This window comes from Mogibacterium neglectum, from assembly GCF_030644205.1.
In the GTDB taxonomy this organism is placed as follows: Bacteria; Bacillota; Clostridia; order Peptostreptococcales; family Anaerovoracaceae; genus Mogibacterium; species Mogibacterium neglectum.
In genome coordinates this window covers 1,543,050-1,558,814 of the sequence record NZ_CP128647.1, presented here as the reverse complement: position 1 = coordinate 1,558,814, position 15,765 = coordinate 1,543,050, and the positions used below count along the sequence as shown (strand labels likewise).

General features: G+C 44.4%; 29 protein-coding genes and 1 other RNA gene. All 30 read left to right on the top strand.

What is annotated here, in order from left to right:
* Position 1 precedes the first annotated feature (1 nt).
* The 30 genes from rpsS to recR all read left to right on the top strand — a co-directional run bounded on the left by rpsS (position 2) and on the right by recR (position 15,694).
* The gene (gene rpsS, locus QU661_RS07295) at positions 2–271 is read left to right on the top strand and encodes a 30S ribosomal protein S19 (protein ID WP_094233377.1); all 270 of its coding nucleotides are present in this window, start codon (positions 2–4) and stop codon (positions 269–271) included.
* A 17-nt stretch (positions 272–288) separates the two neighbouring features.
* Positions 289–678, top strand: coding sequence for a 50S ribosomal protein L22 (gene rplV, locus QU661_RS07290; RefSeq protein ID WP_094233376.1), 390 nt, complete (start codon positions 289–291; stop codon positions 676–678).
* On the top strand, positions 662–1,525 hold the full coding sequence (rpsC, locus tag QU661_RS07285) for a 30S ribosomal protein S3 (RefSeq protein WP_304989563.1): 864 nt from the start codon (positions 662–664) through the stop codon (positions 1,523–1,525). Before rplV ends, rpsC begins: the two co-directional genes overlap by 17 nt.
* 22 nt (positions 1,526–1,547) lie before the next feature.
* Positions 1,548–1,979 (top strand): 50S ribosomal protein L16, encoded by a 432-nt coding sequence (rplP, locus tag QU661_RS07280; RefSeq protein WP_094233374.1) that lies wholly within the window; start codon positions 1,548–1,550, stop codon positions 1,977–1,979.
* Positions 1,979–2,176 carry a 50S ribosomal protein L29 gene (gene rpmC / locus QU661_RS07275; protein ID WP_094233373.1) on the top strand — a complete coding sequence of 66 codons (198 nt, stop codon included), beginning with the start codon at positions 1,979–1,981 and terminating at the stop codon, positions 2,174–2,176. The genes rplP and rpmC overlap by 1 nt, the downstream gene beginning before the upstream one ends.
* 17 nt (positions 2,177–2,193) lie before the next feature.
* Positions 2,194–2,448 (top strand): 30S ribosomal protein S17, encoded by a 255-nt coding sequence (rpsQ, locus tag QU661_RS07270; protein WP_106057516.1) that lies wholly within the window; start codon positions 2,194–2,196, stop codon positions 2,446–2,448.
* A 14-nt stretch (positions 2,449–2,462) separates the two neighbouring features.
* Positions 2,463–2,837, top strand: a complete 375-nt coding sequence (gene rplN, locus QU661_RS07265; protein WP_009644425.1) for a 50S ribosomal protein L14 — start codon at positions 2,463–2,465, stop codon at positions 2,835–2,837.
* Between the two features lie 11 nt (positions 2,838–2,848).
* Positions 2,849–3,154 (top strand): 50S ribosomal protein L24, encoded by a 306-nt coding sequence (gene rplX, locus QU661_RS07260; protein WP_273136849.1) that lies wholly within the window; start codon positions 2,849–2,851, stop codon positions 3,152–3,154.
* Positions 3,155–3,170: 16 nt separating this feature from the next.
* Positions 3,171–3,713: a 50S ribosomal protein L5 gene (gene rplE, locus QU661_RS07255; RefSeq protein ID WP_094233369.1), complete on the top strand. Its 543-nt coding sequence runs from the start codon at positions 3,171–3,173 to the stop codon at positions 3,711–3,713.
* Positions 3,714–3,727: 14 nt separating this feature from the next.
* On the top strand, positions 3,728–3,913 hold the full coding sequence (locus QU661_RS07250) for a type Z 30S ribosomal protein S14 (RefSeq protein ID WP_094233368.1): 186 nt from the start codon (positions 3,728–3,730) through the stop codon (positions 3,911–3,913).
* Between the two features lie 68 nt (positions 3,914–3,981).
* Positions 3,982–4,380, top strand: coding sequence for a 30S ribosomal protein S8 (gene rpsH / locus QU661_RS07245; protein WP_106057514.1), 399 nt, complete (start codon positions 3,982–3,984; stop codon positions 4,378–4,380).
* A 12-nt stretch (positions 4,381–4,392) separates the two neighbouring features.
* On the top strand, positions 4,393–4,938 hold the full coding sequence (gene rplF, locus QU661_RS07240) for a 50S ribosomal protein L6 (RefSeq protein WP_281522464.1): 546 nt from the start codon (positions 4,393–4,395) through the stop codon (positions 4,936–4,938).
* A 19-nt stretch (positions 4,939–4,957) separates the two neighbouring features.
* Complete coding sequence (rplR, locus tag QU661_RS07235) at positions 4,958–5,323, top strand: 50S ribosomal protein L18 (protein WP_273279886.1); 366 nt, start codon at positions 4,958–4,960, stop codon at positions 5,321–5,323.
* Between the two features lie 13 nt (positions 5,324–5,336).
* Positions 5,337–5,840: a 30S ribosomal protein S5 gene (gene rpsE, locus QU661_RS07230; protein WP_304989562.1), complete on the top strand. Its 504-nt coding sequence runs from the start codon at positions 5,337–5,339 to the stop codon at positions 5,838–5,840.
* Between the two features lie 13 nt (positions 5,841–5,853).
* A complete protein-coding gene (gene rpmD / locus QU661_RS07225) occupies positions 5,854–6,036 on the top strand; it encodes a 50S ribosomal protein L30 (RefSeq protein ID WP_094233363.1) in 183 nt (60 codons plus the stop codon).
* 13 nt (positions 6,037–6,049) lie between these two features.
* Positions 6,050–6,490 (top strand): 50S ribosomal protein L15, encoded by a 441-nt coding sequence (rplO, locus tag QU661_RS07220; protein WP_106057511.1) that lies wholly within the window; start codon positions 6,050–6,052, stop codon positions 6,488–6,490.
* A gap of 2 nt (positions 6,491–6,492) precedes the next feature.
* Positions 6,493–7,773, top strand: coding sequence for a preprotein translocase subunit SecY (secY, locus tag QU661_RS07215; RefSeq protein WP_304989561.1), 1,281 nt, complete (start codon positions 6,493–6,495; stop codon positions 7,771–7,773).
* 26 nt (positions 7,774–7,799) lie between these two features.
* Positions 7,800–8,450 carry an adenylate kinase gene (locus QU661_RS07210; protein ID WP_273451197.1) on the top strand — a complete coding sequence of 217 codons (651 nt, stop codon included), beginning with the start codon at positions 7,800–7,802 and terminating at the stop codon, positions 8,448–8,450.
* Positions 8,451–8,452: 2 nt separating this feature from the next.
* Positions 8,453–9,202, top strand: coding sequence for a type I methionyl aminopeptidase (gene map, locus QU661_RS07205; protein ID WP_106057508.1), 750 nt, complete (start codon positions 8,453–8,455; stop codon positions 9,200–9,202).
* 13 nt (positions 9,203–9,215) lie between these two features.
* Positions 9,216–9,437 carry a translation initiation factor IF-1 gene (infA, locus tag QU661_RS07200; protein ID WP_009644424.1) on the top strand — a complete coding sequence of 74 codons (222 nt, stop codon included), beginning with the start codon at positions 9,216–9,218 and terminating at the stop codon, positions 9,435–9,437.
* 17 nt (positions 9,438–9,454) lie between these two features.
* Positions 9,455–9,568: a 50S ribosomal protein L36 gene (gene rpmJ / locus QU661_RS07195; protein ID WP_009644389.1), complete on the top strand. Its 114-nt coding sequence runs from the start codon at positions 9,455–9,457 to the stop codon at positions 9,566–9,568.
* Between the two features lie 121 nt (positions 9,569–9,689).
* Complete coding sequence (rpsM, locus tag QU661_RS07190; RefSeq protein WP_094233358.1) at positions 9,690–10,055, top strand: 30S ribosomal protein S13; 366 nt, start codon at positions 9,690–9,692, stop codon at positions 10,053–10,055.
* Positions 10,056–10,075: 20 nt separating this feature from the next.
* Positions 10,076–10,471 (top strand): 30S ribosomal protein S11, encoded by a 396-nt coding sequence (rpsK, locus tag QU661_RS07185; protein WP_009644391.1) that lies wholly within the window; start codon positions 10,076–10,078, stop codon positions 10,469–10,471.
* 22 nt (positions 10,472–10,493) lie between these two features.
* Positions 10,494–11,081 carry a 30S ribosomal protein S4 gene (rpsD, locus tag QU661_RS07180; protein WP_304989560.1) on the top strand — a complete coding sequence of 196 codons (588 nt, stop codon included), beginning with the start codon at positions 10,494–10,496 and terminating at the stop codon, positions 11,079–11,081.
* 79 nt (positions 11,082–11,160) lie between these two features.
* The gene (locus tag QU661_RS07175) at positions 11,161–12,108 is read left to right on the top strand and encodes a DNA-directed RNA polymerase subunit alpha (RefSeq protein WP_094233356.1); all 948 of its coding nucleotides are present in this window, start codon (positions 11,161–11,163) and stop codon (positions 12,106–12,108) included.
* A gap of 19 nt (positions 12,109–12,127) precedes the next feature.
* Positions 12,128–12,469: a 50S ribosomal protein L17 gene (rplQ, locus tag QU661_RS07170; RefSeq protein ID WP_330667053.1), complete on the top strand. Its 342-nt coding sequence runs from the start codon at positions 12,128–12,130 to the stop codon at positions 12,467–12,469.
* Positions 12,470–12,596: 127 nt separating this feature from the next.
* An RNA gene (ffs, locus tag QU661_RS07165) (signal recognition particle sRNA large type) lies at positions 12,597–12,786 on the top strand.
* Between the two features lie 53 nt (positions 12,787–12,839).
* A complete protein-coding gene (gene dnaX / locus QU661_RS07160) occupies positions 12,840–14,696 on the top strand; it encodes a DNA polymerase III subunit gamma/tau (protein ID WP_304989559.1) in 1,857 nt (618 codons plus the stop codon).
* Positions 14,697–14,716: 20 nt separating this feature from the next.
* Positions 14,717–15,079: a YbaB/EbfC family nucleoid-associated protein gene (locus QU661_RS07155; protein WP_106057495.1), complete on the top strand. Its 363-nt coding sequence runs from the start codon at positions 14,717–14,719 to the stop codon at positions 15,077–15,079.
* Positions 15,080–15,091: 12 nt separating this feature from the next.
* On the top strand, positions 15,092–15,694 hold the full coding sequence (gene recR / locus QU661_RS07150) for a recombination mediator RecR (RefSeq protein ID WP_304989558.1): 603 nt from the start codon (positions 15,092–15,094) through the stop codon (positions 15,692–15,694).
* The last annotated feature ends 71 nt before the right edge of the window (positions 15,695–15,765 follow it).

The following is a 15,765-nucleotide window of genomic DNA, read 5'->3' as shown; positions in this document are numbered from 1 at the left end:
AATGGGAAGATCGCTTAAAAAGGGCCCTTTCGTCGAAAAGAAACTCATCAAGAGAATCGAGGCGATGAACGAGTCTAATGAAAAAAGTGTAATCAAGACATGGTCGAGACCATCGACGATTTTTCCTCAGATGGTTGGACATACGATCGCTGTTCACGACGGTCGTAAGCATGTTCCTGTATACATCACAGAAGATATGGTAGGTCACAGACTTGGAGAGTTCGCTCCAACTAGAACTTATAAGGGTCACGCTGGTGACAAGGCGAAATAAAGAAAGGAGAAGCTGATATGGAAGCAAAAGCAATTGCTAAATATGTAAGAATGTCTCCTAGCAAACTAAAGCCTGTTACTGACCTAGTAAGAGGAAAAGATTTGAACGAGGCATTAACAATCCTCAAGTTCACACCTGGAAAGGGTGCAGAGCTTGTAGAGAAGGTTGTTCAGTCCGCAGCAGCAAATGCTGAAAATAACTTTGACATGAACCGTGATGAGCTATACATTGCAGAGGTTTATGCAAACCAGGGTCCTACAATGAAGAGATTCAGAGCTGGGGCTCAGGGTAGAGCATCCATGATCCTCAAGAGAACAAGCCACATTGGAGTAACTCTTAAGGAGAGAGAAGCTGTTAAGGCAGTAGAAACAGTAGAAGGAGGTCAGCCAGATGGGTCAGAAGGTTAATCCACATGGATTCAGAGTTGGAGTCAACAAGAATTGGAACTCAAAGTGGTTTGCTGACAAGAGCAACTTCGCTGATTTCCTAGTTGAAGACAATAAGGTTAGAAACTACGTTAAGAAGAAGCTTTACGCTGCCGGTGTTGCAAGTGTCGTAATTGAGAGATCTGCAGCTGACAAGGTAAAGGTGATAATTGCAACAGCTAGACCAGGAATGGTAATCGGAAGATCCGGAGATGGAATTGACGAGCTCAAGAAGAACCTCGTTAAACTAACAGGTAAGACTGTAGATATTTCCATCGAAGAGGTTAGAAGAGCTGAGCTTGATGCACAGCTAACAGCTGAGAGCATTGCACAGGCACTCGAGAGAAGAGTTTCTTTCAGAAGAGCTATGAAGTCCGCAATCCAGAGAACGATGAAGTCTGGAGCTAAGGGTATCAAGGTTCTTGTTTCCGGAAGACTTGGCGGTGCCGAAATCGCTAGAAGCGAGAAGTACAGCGAAGGAAATGTTCCTCTACATACTCTCAGAGCTGATATTGATTATGGATTTGCAGAGGCAGACACCACTTATGGAAAGATAGGTGTTAAGGTTTGGGTTAACCACGGCGAGATTCTAGATAAGGGGCTCAAGGAGGCTATTCAAGAGCAGTCCAGAAACGATAGAAGAGATCGTAAGCAGAGAAGAAACGATAAGAGAGATAAAAAGAGAAGCTTCGGAAACAGAAGAAATGATAACCGCGAAAGCAGACCAGAGGTTAAGCCAGCAACTACAAGAGTTAGAAAGGCTCCAAAGGTAACTGAGGCGGCTCCTGCTCCTGAAGTAGTTGAAACTGCACAGGGAACAGAAGAATAATCATAGAAAGGAGAGACTTGCCATGTTAATGCCAAAGCGCGTTAAACGCAGAAGAGTCCACAGAGGCAGAATGAAGGGTGTTGCAACAAAGGGTAACACCGTTACATATGGTCAGTTCGGTCTAGTTGCTGAAGAGCCAGCATGGATTGACTCAAAGCAGATCGAGGCTGCCAGAATCGCGATGACAAGATCCATCAAGAGAGGCGGAAAGGTTTATATCAAAATCTTCCCACATAAGCCAATTACAAAGAAACCAGCAGAAGTAAGAATGGGTTCCGGAAAAGGTTCACCTGAGTATTGGGTGGCAGTAGTTAAGCCGGGCAGAGTAATGTTCGAGCTTGAGGGCGTAACTGAAGCACAGGCTAAGGAAGCTTTGAGACTTGCTTCTCACAAGCTACCAGTAAGGTGCAAGTTCGTTGTCAAGAACCAGGAAGCAAAGGGTGGTGACGAATAATGGATCTGAATACAATAAGAAAAATGACTGATCAGGAGAGAACTGCCGAGCTTGCAAGAATGAAGCAGGAGCTATTCAATCTGAGATTCCAACACGTTACCGGACAGCTCGACAACCCTGTGAAGATGAGAGAAATCAGAAGAGATATTGCCAGAGTTAAGACCATAATCAGGGAAATGGAAAAGCCTGAAGCTTAAAGGAAGGAGGATGTACAATGGAAAGAAATAGCAGAAAGACCAGAACTGGAGTAGTTGTAAGCGACAAGATGGATAAGACAATTGTTGTTGCTACAAAGGATTCAGTAAGACATTCTCTTTACGGTAAGGCTGTTAAGAGAACTAAGAAGTTCAAGGTTCACGACGAGAACAATGAGTGTGGCATCGGCGATAGAGTAAAAATTATGGAGACAAAGCCTCTTTCAAAGGATAAGAGATGGAGACTTGTCGAGATCGTTGAGAAAGCTAAATAGGGAGGCGACAAATCATGATACAGACAGAAACAAGATTGAGAGTTGCCGACAATTCCGGAGCAAAGGAGCTCCTTTGCATTCGTATCCTTGGTGGTACAGGCCGCAAGTATGCGAATATTGGAGACATCATCGTTTGCTCCGTTAAGGATGCTGCTCCAGGTGGAGTTGTTAAGAAAGGTGACGTTGTAAAAGCGGTAGTTGTTAGATCGAAGAGTGGCGCTAGAAGAGATGACGGTAGCTACGTAAAATTCGACCAGAATGCTGCTGTAATTATCAAAGACAGAAGCGATAAGAACCCTGTAGGAACACGTATTTTCGGACCTGTTGCTAGGGAACTTAGAGATAACGGCTTTATGAAGATTGTGTCTTTGGCACCGGAAGTATTATAGGGGGTGTACAAATGCAGATTAGAAAAGGCGATACAGTAGTAGTTATCTCGGGCAAGGATAAGGGCAAGGTTGGAACAGTTCTAAGAGCTATTCCAAAGGCTAATAAGGTTGTTGTTGAGGGCGTTAACGTGCAGACTAAGCATGCAAAGGCTACAAGAACATCCGCATCCGAGATTAAGCATGTAGAAGGTCCTATCGATGCATCAAATGTTATGTTCTACGAAAAGGAGAGCAAGCAGGGTGTAAGACTTGGAACTAAGATTGAGAACGGCAAGAAGGTTAGATACTCAAAGAAGACCAATGCCGTAGTAGACTAGGAAAGGAGGAGAGACAGTGGCAAATAGACTAAGAACAAAGTATGACGAAAGTGTTTTTGCAGCACTTAAGGAAAAGTTCAATTACTCCAACGCAATGGAAGTGCCAAAGCTTGAGAAGATCACAATCAACATGGGTCTTGGCGAAGCTAAGGATAATTCAAAGATCCTCGAGAGCGCTGTAAAGGAACTTTCACTCATCTCCGGACAGAGACCAGTTGTTACAAAGGCTAGAAAGTCCATCGCTAACTTCAAGGTTAGACAGGGAATGCCAGTAGGAGCTAAGGTTACTCTTAGAGGTGACAGAATGTATGCATTTGCAGATAAGTTCTTCAATCTTTCTCTTCCTAGAGTTAGAGACTTTAAGGGTGTAAGCAAGAATTCATTCGATGGAAGAGGTAACTACTCCATGGGAATTAGAGAGCAGCTCATCTTCCCAGAAATCGTTTACGATGATGTAGAGACCATCAAGGGAATGAACATTGTATTCACTACAACAGCTAAGACAGATGAGGAAGCACAGGCATTACTTGAGCTCCTCGGAATGCCTTTTGAGAAGTAATTTAGGAGGGGAACATGGCTAAGACTTCACTGAAAGTTAAGCAGACCAGAAAGCCTAAGTATTCAACAAGGGCTTATACAAGATGCAAGATTTGTGGAAGACCACATTCGGTTCTGAAGAAGTATGGTATCTGCCGTATCTGCTTCAGAGAGCTTGCTTACAAGGGTGAAATCCCAGGTGTAAGAAAAGCAAGCTGGTAGGTTATTTTGCGCAGGCCTGTCACGCATAATGCGTGCAGGAACCACGTGGAGAAAGGAGAAACACTGTAATGGCAATGACAGATCCAATAGCAGATATGCTAACTAGAATTAGAAATGCCAACACAGCCGGACATGCTAAGGTAGAAATCCCAGCATCCAAGATGAAGAAGTCTATCGCAGAAATCCTTAAGAATGAAGGATTCATCAAGGACTTTTCAGTAGCTCAGGACAATGCACAGGGAACTATCACTGTAGAGCTAAAGTACGGCCCAAATAAGGAAAAGACAATTTACGGGATCAAGAAGATCTCGAAGCCAGGTCTCAGAGTTTATGCAAAGGCTGACCAGGTACCTAAGGTGCTCGGCGGTCTGGGAATCGCTATCGTTTCAACATCTAAGGGTGTTATAAGCGATAAAGAAGCTCGTAAGCTTGGAGTTGGTGGAGAAGTTATTTGTTACGTTTGGTAGGAGGTATAAAATATGTCAAGAATAGGCGTTAGACCAATTACAATCCCTACCGGCGTAGAAGTAACGGTTGAGGATAATAATGTAATTAAGGTAAAAGGCCCTAAGGGTGAGCTGTGCCAGCCAATCGCTGAAAACCTGACTGTTGAGATCGAGGAAAACGTTCTAACAGTTAAGAGACCATCCGAATCAAAGCAGGACAAGTCTCAGCACGGACTCGGAAGAACGCTCATTCACAATATGATTGAGGGTGTTTCCAAGGGTTATGAAGTAAAGATGACGGTTAACGGTGTTGGATATACTGTTGCAAAGCAGGGAGATACACTCGTTATGAAGCTCGGTTTCTCGCACCCAGTAGAGATGAAGGACCCAGCAGGAATCACAACAGAGACTCCTGATGCTACGACAATTATAGTTAAGGGCTGCGATAAGGCAGAGGTAGGAAACTATGCTGCTAACATCAGAGCTTGGAGAAAGCCTGAGCCATATAAGGGCAAAGGCATCATCTACGATGGAGAAGTTGTACATAAGAAGGAAGGAAAGAGCGGAGCTTCCGCATAGAGAAGGGAGGATTTGAGAAATGGCAAAAGCAAGCAGAAATGACAGAAGACTCAAGAGACATGCCAGAGTCAGAAAAGACGTTTTTGGAACTCCCGAGAAGCCAAGACTGTGCGTATTTAGATCTAACAGCAATATTTCAGCTCAGGTCATCGATGACGTTAACGGAACAACTCTTGTATCCGCATCGTCTCTCGATAAGGATCTTAAGGCAAGTATTGCAAACGGTGGAAATAAAGACGCAGCTAAGCAGGTAGGCAAAGCGGTAGGCGAAAAAGCTGTAGCTAAGGGCATCAAAGAGGTTTGCTTCGATAGAGGCGGATACCTTTATCATGGCAGAGTTAAGGAACTCGCTGATGGTGCACGTGAAGCAGGATTAGAATTCTAAGGGAGGATACAGAATGCGCACGAGAATAGATGCATCTAAGCTTGAACTTACTGAAACCATCGTTAACATCAGACGTGTTTCGAAGACTGTAAAGGGCGGAAAGAACATGAAGTTTTCCGTTACTCTAGTAGTTGGAGATGGCGCAGGCCACGTAGGTATTGGCCTTGGAAAGGCTCAGGAGATTCCTGAAGCTGTAAGAAAAGCAACTGAAGATGCTAAGAAGAAACTAATATTCGTACCTATGGTAGGAACAACAGTTCCTCACCAGACTGTAGGAATTTTCGGAGCAGGCAAAGTTTTAATAATGCCTTCAGCAGAAGGTACTGGAGTTATTGCAGGTTCATCTGTACGTACAGTACTAGAAGCTTGTGGACTCAAGGACGTTAGAGCTAAGTCGCTTGGTTCGAGCAACACAGGAAACATGGCACTTGCAACTCTAGAGGGACTGAGAAACCTCACAACAGTAGAAGAAGTTGCTAAGCGTCGTGGTAAGACACCTGAAGAAATTTTAGGATAGGAGGAAGACGCAAATGGCAAAGGCATTAAAGATTACTTTAGTTAAGAGTGTTATTGGCGCAACTCCTAAGCAGAAGAAGACAGTAGAAGCTCTTGGCCTCAAGAAGCTACATCATTCGGTTGAGCTAGCTGATTCGTCCGCAACACGCGGCGCAATTGCTAAGGTTTCTCATCTTCTTGATGTAGAAGAGCTATAGGAGGTGTAGGACAATGAGACTTCACGAATTAAAGGCAGCTGAGGGTGCAACCAAAGCTCGCAAGAGAAGAGGTCGCGGTCAGGGTACTGGTCTCGGAACTACTGGCGGCAGAGGTATGAATGGTCAGAACTCCAGAAGCGGAGGCGGTGTTCGTCTAGGTTTCGAGGGTGGCCAGATGCCACTATATAGAAGGATTCCTAAGAGAGGATTTACAAATCGTTTTGCTAAGGAATATGCAGAAGTTAATGTTGCAGATCTAAATAGATTTGAAGATGGAACAGTCGTAGATTTCGACCTAATGCTTCAGTCTGGACTTGTTAAGCAGGTAAAGGATGGAGTTAAGGTTCTAGGAAACGGCGAACTAGAGAAGAAGCTAACTGTAAAGGCTGAGAAATTCAGCAAGAGCGCTGCTGAAAAGATTGAAAAGGCAGGCGGAAAGGCAGAGGTTATCTAATCATGGAACTTCTCAAGACACTCTCTAATGCATGGCATGTAAAAGAAATTCGTTCGAAAATTCTTTTTACACTCATGATAATGCTTGTTTTCAGAATTGGATCAAATATACCAGTTCCAGGAATCAATAGAGATTATCTTGCTCAGATGTTCAAGGGTCAAACAGGACTTCTCGACTTGTTTGATTTATTTTCCGGAGGAGCATTCAGCAATTTTACGATATTTGCTTTGAGTATCACTCCGTATGTAACCGCTTCGATTATCGTCCAACTTCTTACAATAGCATTTCCGTACTTTGAGAGACTTTCGAAGGAAGGCAATGAAGGTCGTAAGAAAATGGCGACAATTACGAGATATTTAACCGTAGTGTTAGGATTGATTCAGGCAACAGGTTTGACGATTGGTCTTTTTAGAAGGGCAATTGTCAACCAGAATGCCTTTTCGATGATAGTAATCATAACAGTCCTGACAGCAGGAACCGCGTTCCTAATGTGGCTAGGAGAACAGATTAACGAATACGGTGTCGGAAACGGCATTTCGTTGATTATTTTCGGCGGCATTATCGCAAGAATTCCAACAGCAGTTAGAGGAATTCACACGCAGGTGAAAGAAGGAGCACTAAGTGTAGTTGCTGTTATTGCATTAATAGTTGTGGCAGTTTTAATCACTGTCGTAATCATACTGATGCAACAGGGAACAAGAAAAATTCCAGTACAGTACGCAAAGCGTATGGTTGGAAGAAAGATGTATGGTGGCCAGTCAACCCATATTCCAATTAAGGTTAACCAGGCAGGAGTAATTCCGATTATCTTCTCGCTATCATTACTTCAGTTCCCATTGACGATAACTTACTTCGTTCCACAGTCTTCATTTGCTCAGTGGATGTCGAAGTACTTATCTCCATCAGGGAATCCAGGAATTTGGGTTTACGCAATACTAAATATCACGTTGACACTGTTCTTCACGTACTTCTACACGGCTATCACATTTAAGCCAGAAGAGGTTGCGGATAATATGAGACAGAGTGGCGGTTTCGTTCCGGGAATTAGACCTGGTGCAGCAACTGAGGAGTACTTATCTAGAATTATGTCAAGACTATGCCTTGTAGGAGGAATATTCTTGGCAGGTGTAGCGACTATCCCAACTGTAGTCAGTGAATTCACACCGTTACAGCTTTCGTTCGGTGGAACGTCACTTCTAATCGCAGTAGGTGTAGCTCTAGATACAGTACAACAGATTGAGAATCAAATGCTCAATAGAAATTATCAAGGATTTCTTAAATAATCGTTTAGGGAAGGATGGCACATAACATGCTACGAGCTGTTTTACTTGGCCCTCCTGGAGCTGGTAAAGGCACGCAGGCGGCTAAGGTAATAGAAAAATACAATGTTCCACATATCTCAACTGGAGATATATTCCGCGCTAACATCAAGGAAGGAACAGAGCTTGGTAAAAAGGCAAAGGGATACATAGACGAGGGCAAGCTGGTACCAGATGAACTAGTAGTTAATTTGGTTACAGACAGACTTCAGAAAGACGACTGCAAGGAAGGATTTCTCCTAGATGGTTTCCCAAGAACTATCTTCCAGGCCGAGCAGCTAGATAAATTCCTATCTGAAAACGGTCAAAAGCTAGATATAGTTCTTAACTTCAAAGTTAGAAAGGACGTTCTCATAGAGCGTATTGCAGGAAGACGCGTATGCAAATCCTGCGGTGCAAGCTTCCATGTAGTGAATGTTCCGCCTAAGAAGGAAGGAATATGCGACGTGTGCGGTGGAGAACTGTTCCAGCGCAAGGACGATAATCGCGAAACTGTAGAAAACAGAATTAATGTGTACGAGAGCGAAACTGCTCCACTCATTGGATACTATGAGAAGCAGAACGTGCTCGCCAACTTCGACGGAGAGAAAACTCACAACGAGGTTTTCGAAGATGTCGTAAAGGCAATTGAGGCAAAATAATCATGATAATAATTAAGTCGAAAAGAGAAATTGACATCATGCGTGAAGCTGCCAAGGTTACAGGTGAGATCCTTAGAGATATCGAGGGATTCATCAAGCCTGGCATGACAACACATGCAATCGATAATTTTGTAGAGGAGAGAATACTTCACTACAAGATGAAGCCAACCTTTAAAGGATATGGCGGATTTCCTGCTGCGGCTTGCGTATCTGTTAATGATGAGGTAGTACATGGAATACCTTCTAGAGATAGAGTTCTCAAAGAAGGTGATATTGTAAGCGTTGATACAGGTTCAACATACAAGGGCTATTGTAGCGATGCAGCTAGAACATATGCTGTAGGCGAAATCAGTGACGAGGCTCGTAAACTGATTGACGTAACGAAGCAAAGCTTTTTTGAAGGCGTAAAATATGCGATGGTAGGATACAGACTACACGACATAGGACACGCTGTTCAAGAATATGCTGAGTCCAACGGATTCGGTGTCATTAGAGAGTATTTAGGACACGGGATTGGACGTGATTTACACGAAGATCCGCAGGTTCCTAATTATGGGGATGCTCACACTGGACCACACCTCAAAGAGGGAATGGTTCTGGCAATTGAGCCGATGATTACACAAGGTTCCTACGGAACCAGAGTTCTCGGTAATGACTGGACGGTTGTTACAGACGACGGACTGCTGGCAGCTCACTATGAGAATACCGTAGTAATCACAGACGGAGAGCCTGAGCTGCTCACGTTGATATAAGGAGACTGAATTTATGTCGAAAAAGAATTCGATAGAAGTAATGGGCACGGTCATCGACGCACAGCCAAACGCTATGTTCAAGGTTAAGCTAGAGAACGGCTTCGAAGTCCTCGCCCACATTTCCGGTAAGATCAGAATGAATTACATCAGAATTCTGCCGGGTGACAAAGTAAAGGTAGAATTATCACCTTATGATTTAACACGTGGGAGGATCACGTGGCGTGATAAGAACTAATTAAAGGAGGAGCTAATATGAAAGTTAGAGCTTCAGTAAAGCCAATTTGCGAAAAGTGCAAGGTAATCAAGAGACATGGAAAAGTCATGGTAATCTGTGAAAATCCTAAGCATAAGCAGAGACAAGGCTAGTAAAATAGGTTATAATATTATGACGTGCTGTTTTGCCGGGAACTCAGCACAGCTTTATTAAATGTAACCCCTGTCTATATCACCCCCGGGTTGGTGACGGAAGATAGGAAAGGAGGAAGAAATGGCAAGAATTGCCGGAGTTGACCTACCTAGAGATAAGAGAATCGAAATCGGTCTTACTTATATCTATGGAATCGGTCTAGTAACATCCAAGGATATCCTCGCTAAAGCAGGAGTGGATGGTGACATCAGAGTAAGAGATCTTACAGAAGAAGATGCCGGAAAGATTAGAAAGGTTATTGAGACTGAGCATATCGTAGAAGGTGATCTTAGAAGAGAAGTTTCCCTCAACATCAAGAGACTGATGGAGATTGGAAGCTACAGAGGAATCAGACACAGAAGAGGTCTCCCAGTTAGAGGCCAAAAGACCAAGACAAACGCAAGAACTCGTAAGGGTCCTAAGCGTCTTGCTGGCAAGAAGAAATAAGGACAAGGAGGTAGAGAAATATGGCAGCTGTTAAGAAGACAGTTAGAAAAAAGAAAAGAGAACGTAAAAACGTTGAAAGAGGCCAGGCTCACATCCAGTCCACATTTAACAACACACTAGTTACTCTAACAGATATGGACGGAAACGCACTATCATGGTCAAGCGCTGGCTCAAATGGCTTCAGAGGTTCGAGAAAGTCGACACCTTTTGCTGCACAGAGCGCTGCTGAGGTTGCAGCAAAGGCAGCTATGGAGCATGGTCTAAAGACAGTAGAGGTATACGTAAAGGGTCCTGGTTCCGGTAGAGAAGCTGCTATCAGAGCACTTCAGACTGCTGGACTCAATGTAACAATGATTAAGGACATTACGCCAATTCCTCACAATGGATGCAGGCCACCTAAGAAGAGAAGAGTCTAAGCGGAAGGAGGAGTAACAATACATGGCTAGAAATAGAGAACCAGTACTGAAGAGAGCTAAAGCACTAGGCATTGAGCCACAGTACATGGGTATAAATAAGAAATCTAAGAGACAGGCTCAGCAGAGCAGAAGAAAGAAGAGTGAGTACGGGCTTCAGCTCAACGAGAAGCAGAAGGTTAAGTTCGTATACGGACTTCAGGAGAAGCAGTTTAGAAATCTATATACTAAGGCTGAAAAGAGACCTGGACAGGTTGGTACAAACCTTCTCGTAATGCTCGAGAGCAGATTTGACAACGTTGTATTCAGAATGGGTTTTGCAGCTACAAGAAGAGAAGCTAGACAGCTCGTTAACCACGGACACTTCCTAGTTAATGGCAAGAAGGCTAACATCCCTTCAATGGAACTCAAGGCTGGAGATGTAATCACTGTAAAGGAAAAGTCTCAGTCATCCCCTAAGTTCAAGGAACTTAAGGATATGGTTATCACAACTCCACAGTGGATCAGCATTGATCTAGATAAGCTTGAGGGTAAAATCGTTACAGCACCAAGCCGTGAAGACATTGATCTACCAATCGCAGAGCACAGCATCGTTGAGTTCTACTCAAGATAGTTGCTCGATTAATTAATACGCTTGCATATATTGCACTAATTATTAATCGTCAGATCAGTAGATTTATGGGAGGAACAAAATGATTGAGATAGTAAAGCCAACAATTACTAAGGAAATCGATGAAAATGGACAGTATGGAAAGTTCGTTGTAGAACCTCTCGAGAGAGGATACGGTACAACGCTCGGAAACTGCATGAGAAGAATTCTTCTCAGCTCTTTACCAGGAGCAGCTATCACTTCTGTAAAGATTGACGGTGTACTACATGAGTTCTCAACTATTCCAGGCGTCAAGGAAGATGTTACAGAGATTATCTTGAACCTCAAGAGACTTGCTGTAAGAATCAATGGTGACGAGGAGAAGAGAGCGATTATCAATGCTGTTGGTGCTAGAGAAGTAACAGCAGCGGATATTATCGTTGATTCCGACACAGAGATTTTCAATCCGGATTTACACATTGCAACTCTTGCAGAGAATGCAACTTTGGTAATGGAGATGAATATCGCTTCGGGAAGAGGATATGTGCCTGCAGAGCAGAATAAGACAGATTCAACTCCTATAGCAGTTATTCCAGTAGACTCAATATTCACACCTGTTAAGAAGGTTAACTTCACAGTTGAGAATACAAGAGTTGGGCAGGTGACTGATTACGATAAGCTAACACTTGAGCTTTGGACAGATGGTTCAATCACTCCTGAAGAGGGTGTTTCCATCGGTGCAAAAATCATGCTAGAGCACCTCAACCTATTCATTGGACTAGGATCTGAGGTGAACGAGATGGACTTCATGGTCGAGAAGAGTGAAGCTCGTAAGGAGAAGGCGCTTGAGATGACAATTGAGGAGCTAGAGCTCTCGGTTCGTTCATTTAACTGCCTCAAGAGAGCTTCAATCAACACAGTTCAGGAACTAACTCAGCGTACTGAAGAAGACATGATGAAGGTTAGAAACCTCGGAATGAAGTCGCTTGTAGAAGTAAAAAATAAGCTTACAGAGCTCGGATTGAGCCTTAAGCCTAATGACGAAAACTAACTGAAAGGAGTAGAGACTGATGAATGGTTACAAGAAGCTGGGCAGAAATTCTGCACACAGAAAATCCATGCTAAGAAACCTCGTAACCGATCTATTCAGAGAAGGTAGAATTACTACAACTCTAGATAGAGCGAAGGAAGCAGGTCGTGAAGCTGAGAAGCTAGTTACTCTAGCTAAGCGTGGAGATCTTCATGCAAGAAGACAGGTTCTCGCATACGTTTTCGACGAAGATGTAGTTACAAAGCTCTTTGATGAGATCGCACCAGAGTACGCTGAGCGCAACGGTGGATACACAAGAGTTCTTAAGCTAGGACCTAGACAGGGAGATAATGCGGAGGTCGTATATCTCGAGCTCGTATAAGAGCTGTCGCTAATCGATATAATTATAATAAGGGGTTCTCCGAGAGGAGAACCCTTTTTACATACAAAATACTTATATAAAAAGGAATTGCATATTATAAGAGTATTAAGAGAACGTACATGTACAATAATTGACACTAATGGATTTAGATAATATAATATTCAAGTGCTCTTAGGCAGCTTGCGGTTTGTAGGGGGTCCTGCGCAATGGGATACTGTGAACCATGTCAGGTCCGAGAGGAAGCAGCATTAAGCGGGACATCTCATGTGCCGCAGATTCGCCTCCTACCGATCGCAAGGTGTCTAAGAGCTCAATTACTATATAGGGTTGCGTAATATAGGCGCACCAGGTTGCTAGAAGGAGGTACGATATGCATCTGGCACTATACAGGTCGGAGAGGCCGGAACGCTTTGAAGAGGTAATTGGACAGAAGCATATTGTGAAGATACTTCGCAATCAGATCAAGAAGGGAACGGTGAGCCAGTCGTATCTGTTTGCGGGAACTCGAGGCACGGGTAAGACGACGACCGCGAGGATTCTTGCAAAAGCAGTTAACTGCACCTGCAACGATCCCGGCGTAGACCTACCGTGTGGTGAGTGCGCTAATTGTAGGGCGATTACAGAGGGGAGATTTCTCGATGTTGTAGAGCTGGACGCGGCATCCAACAATGGTGTGGAGAGCCTAAGGCAGATTACCGAATCAGTGCAATATCCGCCAACTGTTGGAAAGTACAAGGTCTACATCATAGACGAGGCGCACATGCTCACCGATTCGGCGGAAAATGCTTTCCTCAAGACACTAGAAGAGCCACCAGCACACGTAATATTCATACTGGCTACAACCAACCCAGAGAAGATTAAAGCGACGATAAAATCAAGGTGCTTAACGTTTAACTTCAGGCATGTTTCGGAAAATGATCTTCTGGAAGGCATGAAAAGAATTTGCCAGAAGAAGGAGATTTCAATCGAGGAAGATGCCTTAGCAGTTATTGCCCGCAAGGCAGACGGTTCCGTACGAGATGCGCTCAGTCTGCTCGAGCAGTGTATAAACGCTGGGGATGAGCTTATAACCAGAGAGCTAGTGCTGGAGTATACGGGTGGCGTGGGAGATGATTTCTACATAGAGCTAACAGATGCGATTAGGGCAGGCGAAGCTGGAATGGCGCTTGCTGATATAGATAGCATGGTGAGGATAGGTAAGGATGCCAAGCAGCTGCTTGCAGACTGGCTAATGCACTATAGAAATCTGATGATTTGCAAGTATGTGCAGGATCCTTCGGAGCTTGTAAATGCCTCTAGTGAGAACACTGTGAGAATCGTCACACAGGCAAAGTCCCTGAGCGACGAAGCGATAAATTACGGTATTTGCTTACTTTCGGACACCGTCAACAAGGCAAAGTTCTCGACTATGCCGAGGATTTTGTTAGAGACATGTGTTATTAAACTCATCATAGGTGAGAGTGCGGAAGTCAAGACTGAGCCAATTCGTATAAATACGAATATCTCTATGGGTGCTAGGGCTCCAAGAGCCGAGGCAGGGAATGTACAAGCGACGAGTAGTGCACAGCAGGTGAATACTAAGGCAGAGACGCATAGACCAGAATCAAGAGGCGCAGAAGCTTCGCAATCAGGAGCACCAAAGGAGGAGCTAGAGACAGAGACTACTTGTGCCAGTGAGCCGCAAGCACAACCGCAGGCTCAGTCCCAAGTAAATGCCAGTGCGGAGAGATCGCAAGATGCCGATGGACCGAAGCCTCTATTCGAACAGAAATTCAATCCGCTAGAAGGAGCTCCGCCAGATAGGCACATCGTGGAGTTTGAAGCAAATCATAATCTTGATGAGATGTGGGATAGAATCTGTGACCAAATGGCTAGAACAGATGCAATGTTCATGGCGATGGTTGCAAAGTATACGAGACTGGTCGATTTACACGGTAGCGAACTTACCGTAGAGGTCAAGAAGACCAAGAGCCTTATGGCTGATGATGCGCTAGACGAGCTCAACAGGATAACTAAGGCACTATATGGTGATAAGTTCTACATCACGTTTAGAGTTGTAGAGTATAATCCGGCAGATGCAAGGGAGCTTAGCCAAGTTGAAGAACCTGGGCTTCAGAGGTTCGATGAGGAACTCGTTGAGGCAGCAGAAGAAAAAGATGAGATAGCCAGGGAAGTGGCGAAGGATGTAGCTGACTTTTTTGGCGTAGATAAGATAGACATTAAATAGCACATATTGGAGGAAAAATCATGGGCAAAGGTATGAGAGCAGGCAAGAAAAAGAAGGTTGGCGGCGGTGCAGGAAACATGCAGCAGCAGATGAAGCAGCTTCAGGCTATGCAGCGCGATATGGAGGCTGCACAGGCTTCTATCGCTGAGCAGGAGACAACTGCAACTGCTGGCGGCGGTGCAGTGGAAGTTACTGTTAACGGCAACAAGGAGATTACAAAGCTCGTAATCGATAGAGACGTTGTTGATCCAGATGATGTAGAAATGCTTCAAGATCTCATCATGGCAGCTGTGAATGAGGGCATGCGCCAGATCGATGCAATCGCTGAAAATGAGATGGGCAAGGTTACAGGTGGGCTCAACATCCCTGGACTAGGACTGTAGAAAGGCGTTCAGATGAGGCAGTATCCAAAGCCACTGAACAAGTTAATAAATGAGCTGTCTAAACTACCTGGAATTGGCGGCAAGACAGCACAGCGACTAGCGTTCCACATCCTTGCGCTCGAGGAGAGCGAGGCAACAGCTCTTGCAAATTCAATCGTGAATGCCAAGAGAAGCCTTCATTACTGCTCTGTGTGCGGAAACTTGACAGATACCGATCCGTGCGAGATTTGTAGTGATGAATTGCGAAACAGGACTAAGGTATGTGTTGTCGAGACACCGCAGGATGTGATTGCGATGGAGCGGATAAGAGAATTTAAGGGACTGTATCATGTGCTTCACGGTGCTATTTCGCCGGTAGAGGGCATCGGTCCTAATGACATCAATCTCAAATCGCTGATTACTAGGCTCCAGCAGCACGACGAAATCGACGAGATAATCGTGGCAACTAACCCTAATATCGAGGGTGAGGCGACTGCCATGTACATAGCTAGGCTGCTAAAACCGTCTGGCATCAAGGTGACGAGAATCGCACACGGAATTCCTGTCGGCGGAGATCTCGAGTATGCCGATGAAGTCACGCTTCTCAAGGCGATGGAAGGAAGACGAGAGATATAACTGAAGATAGGTTGGTGCATGAGGCAGACTAAAGGCTGTGCACCGACTATTTTATTTGCATTATTTCACTC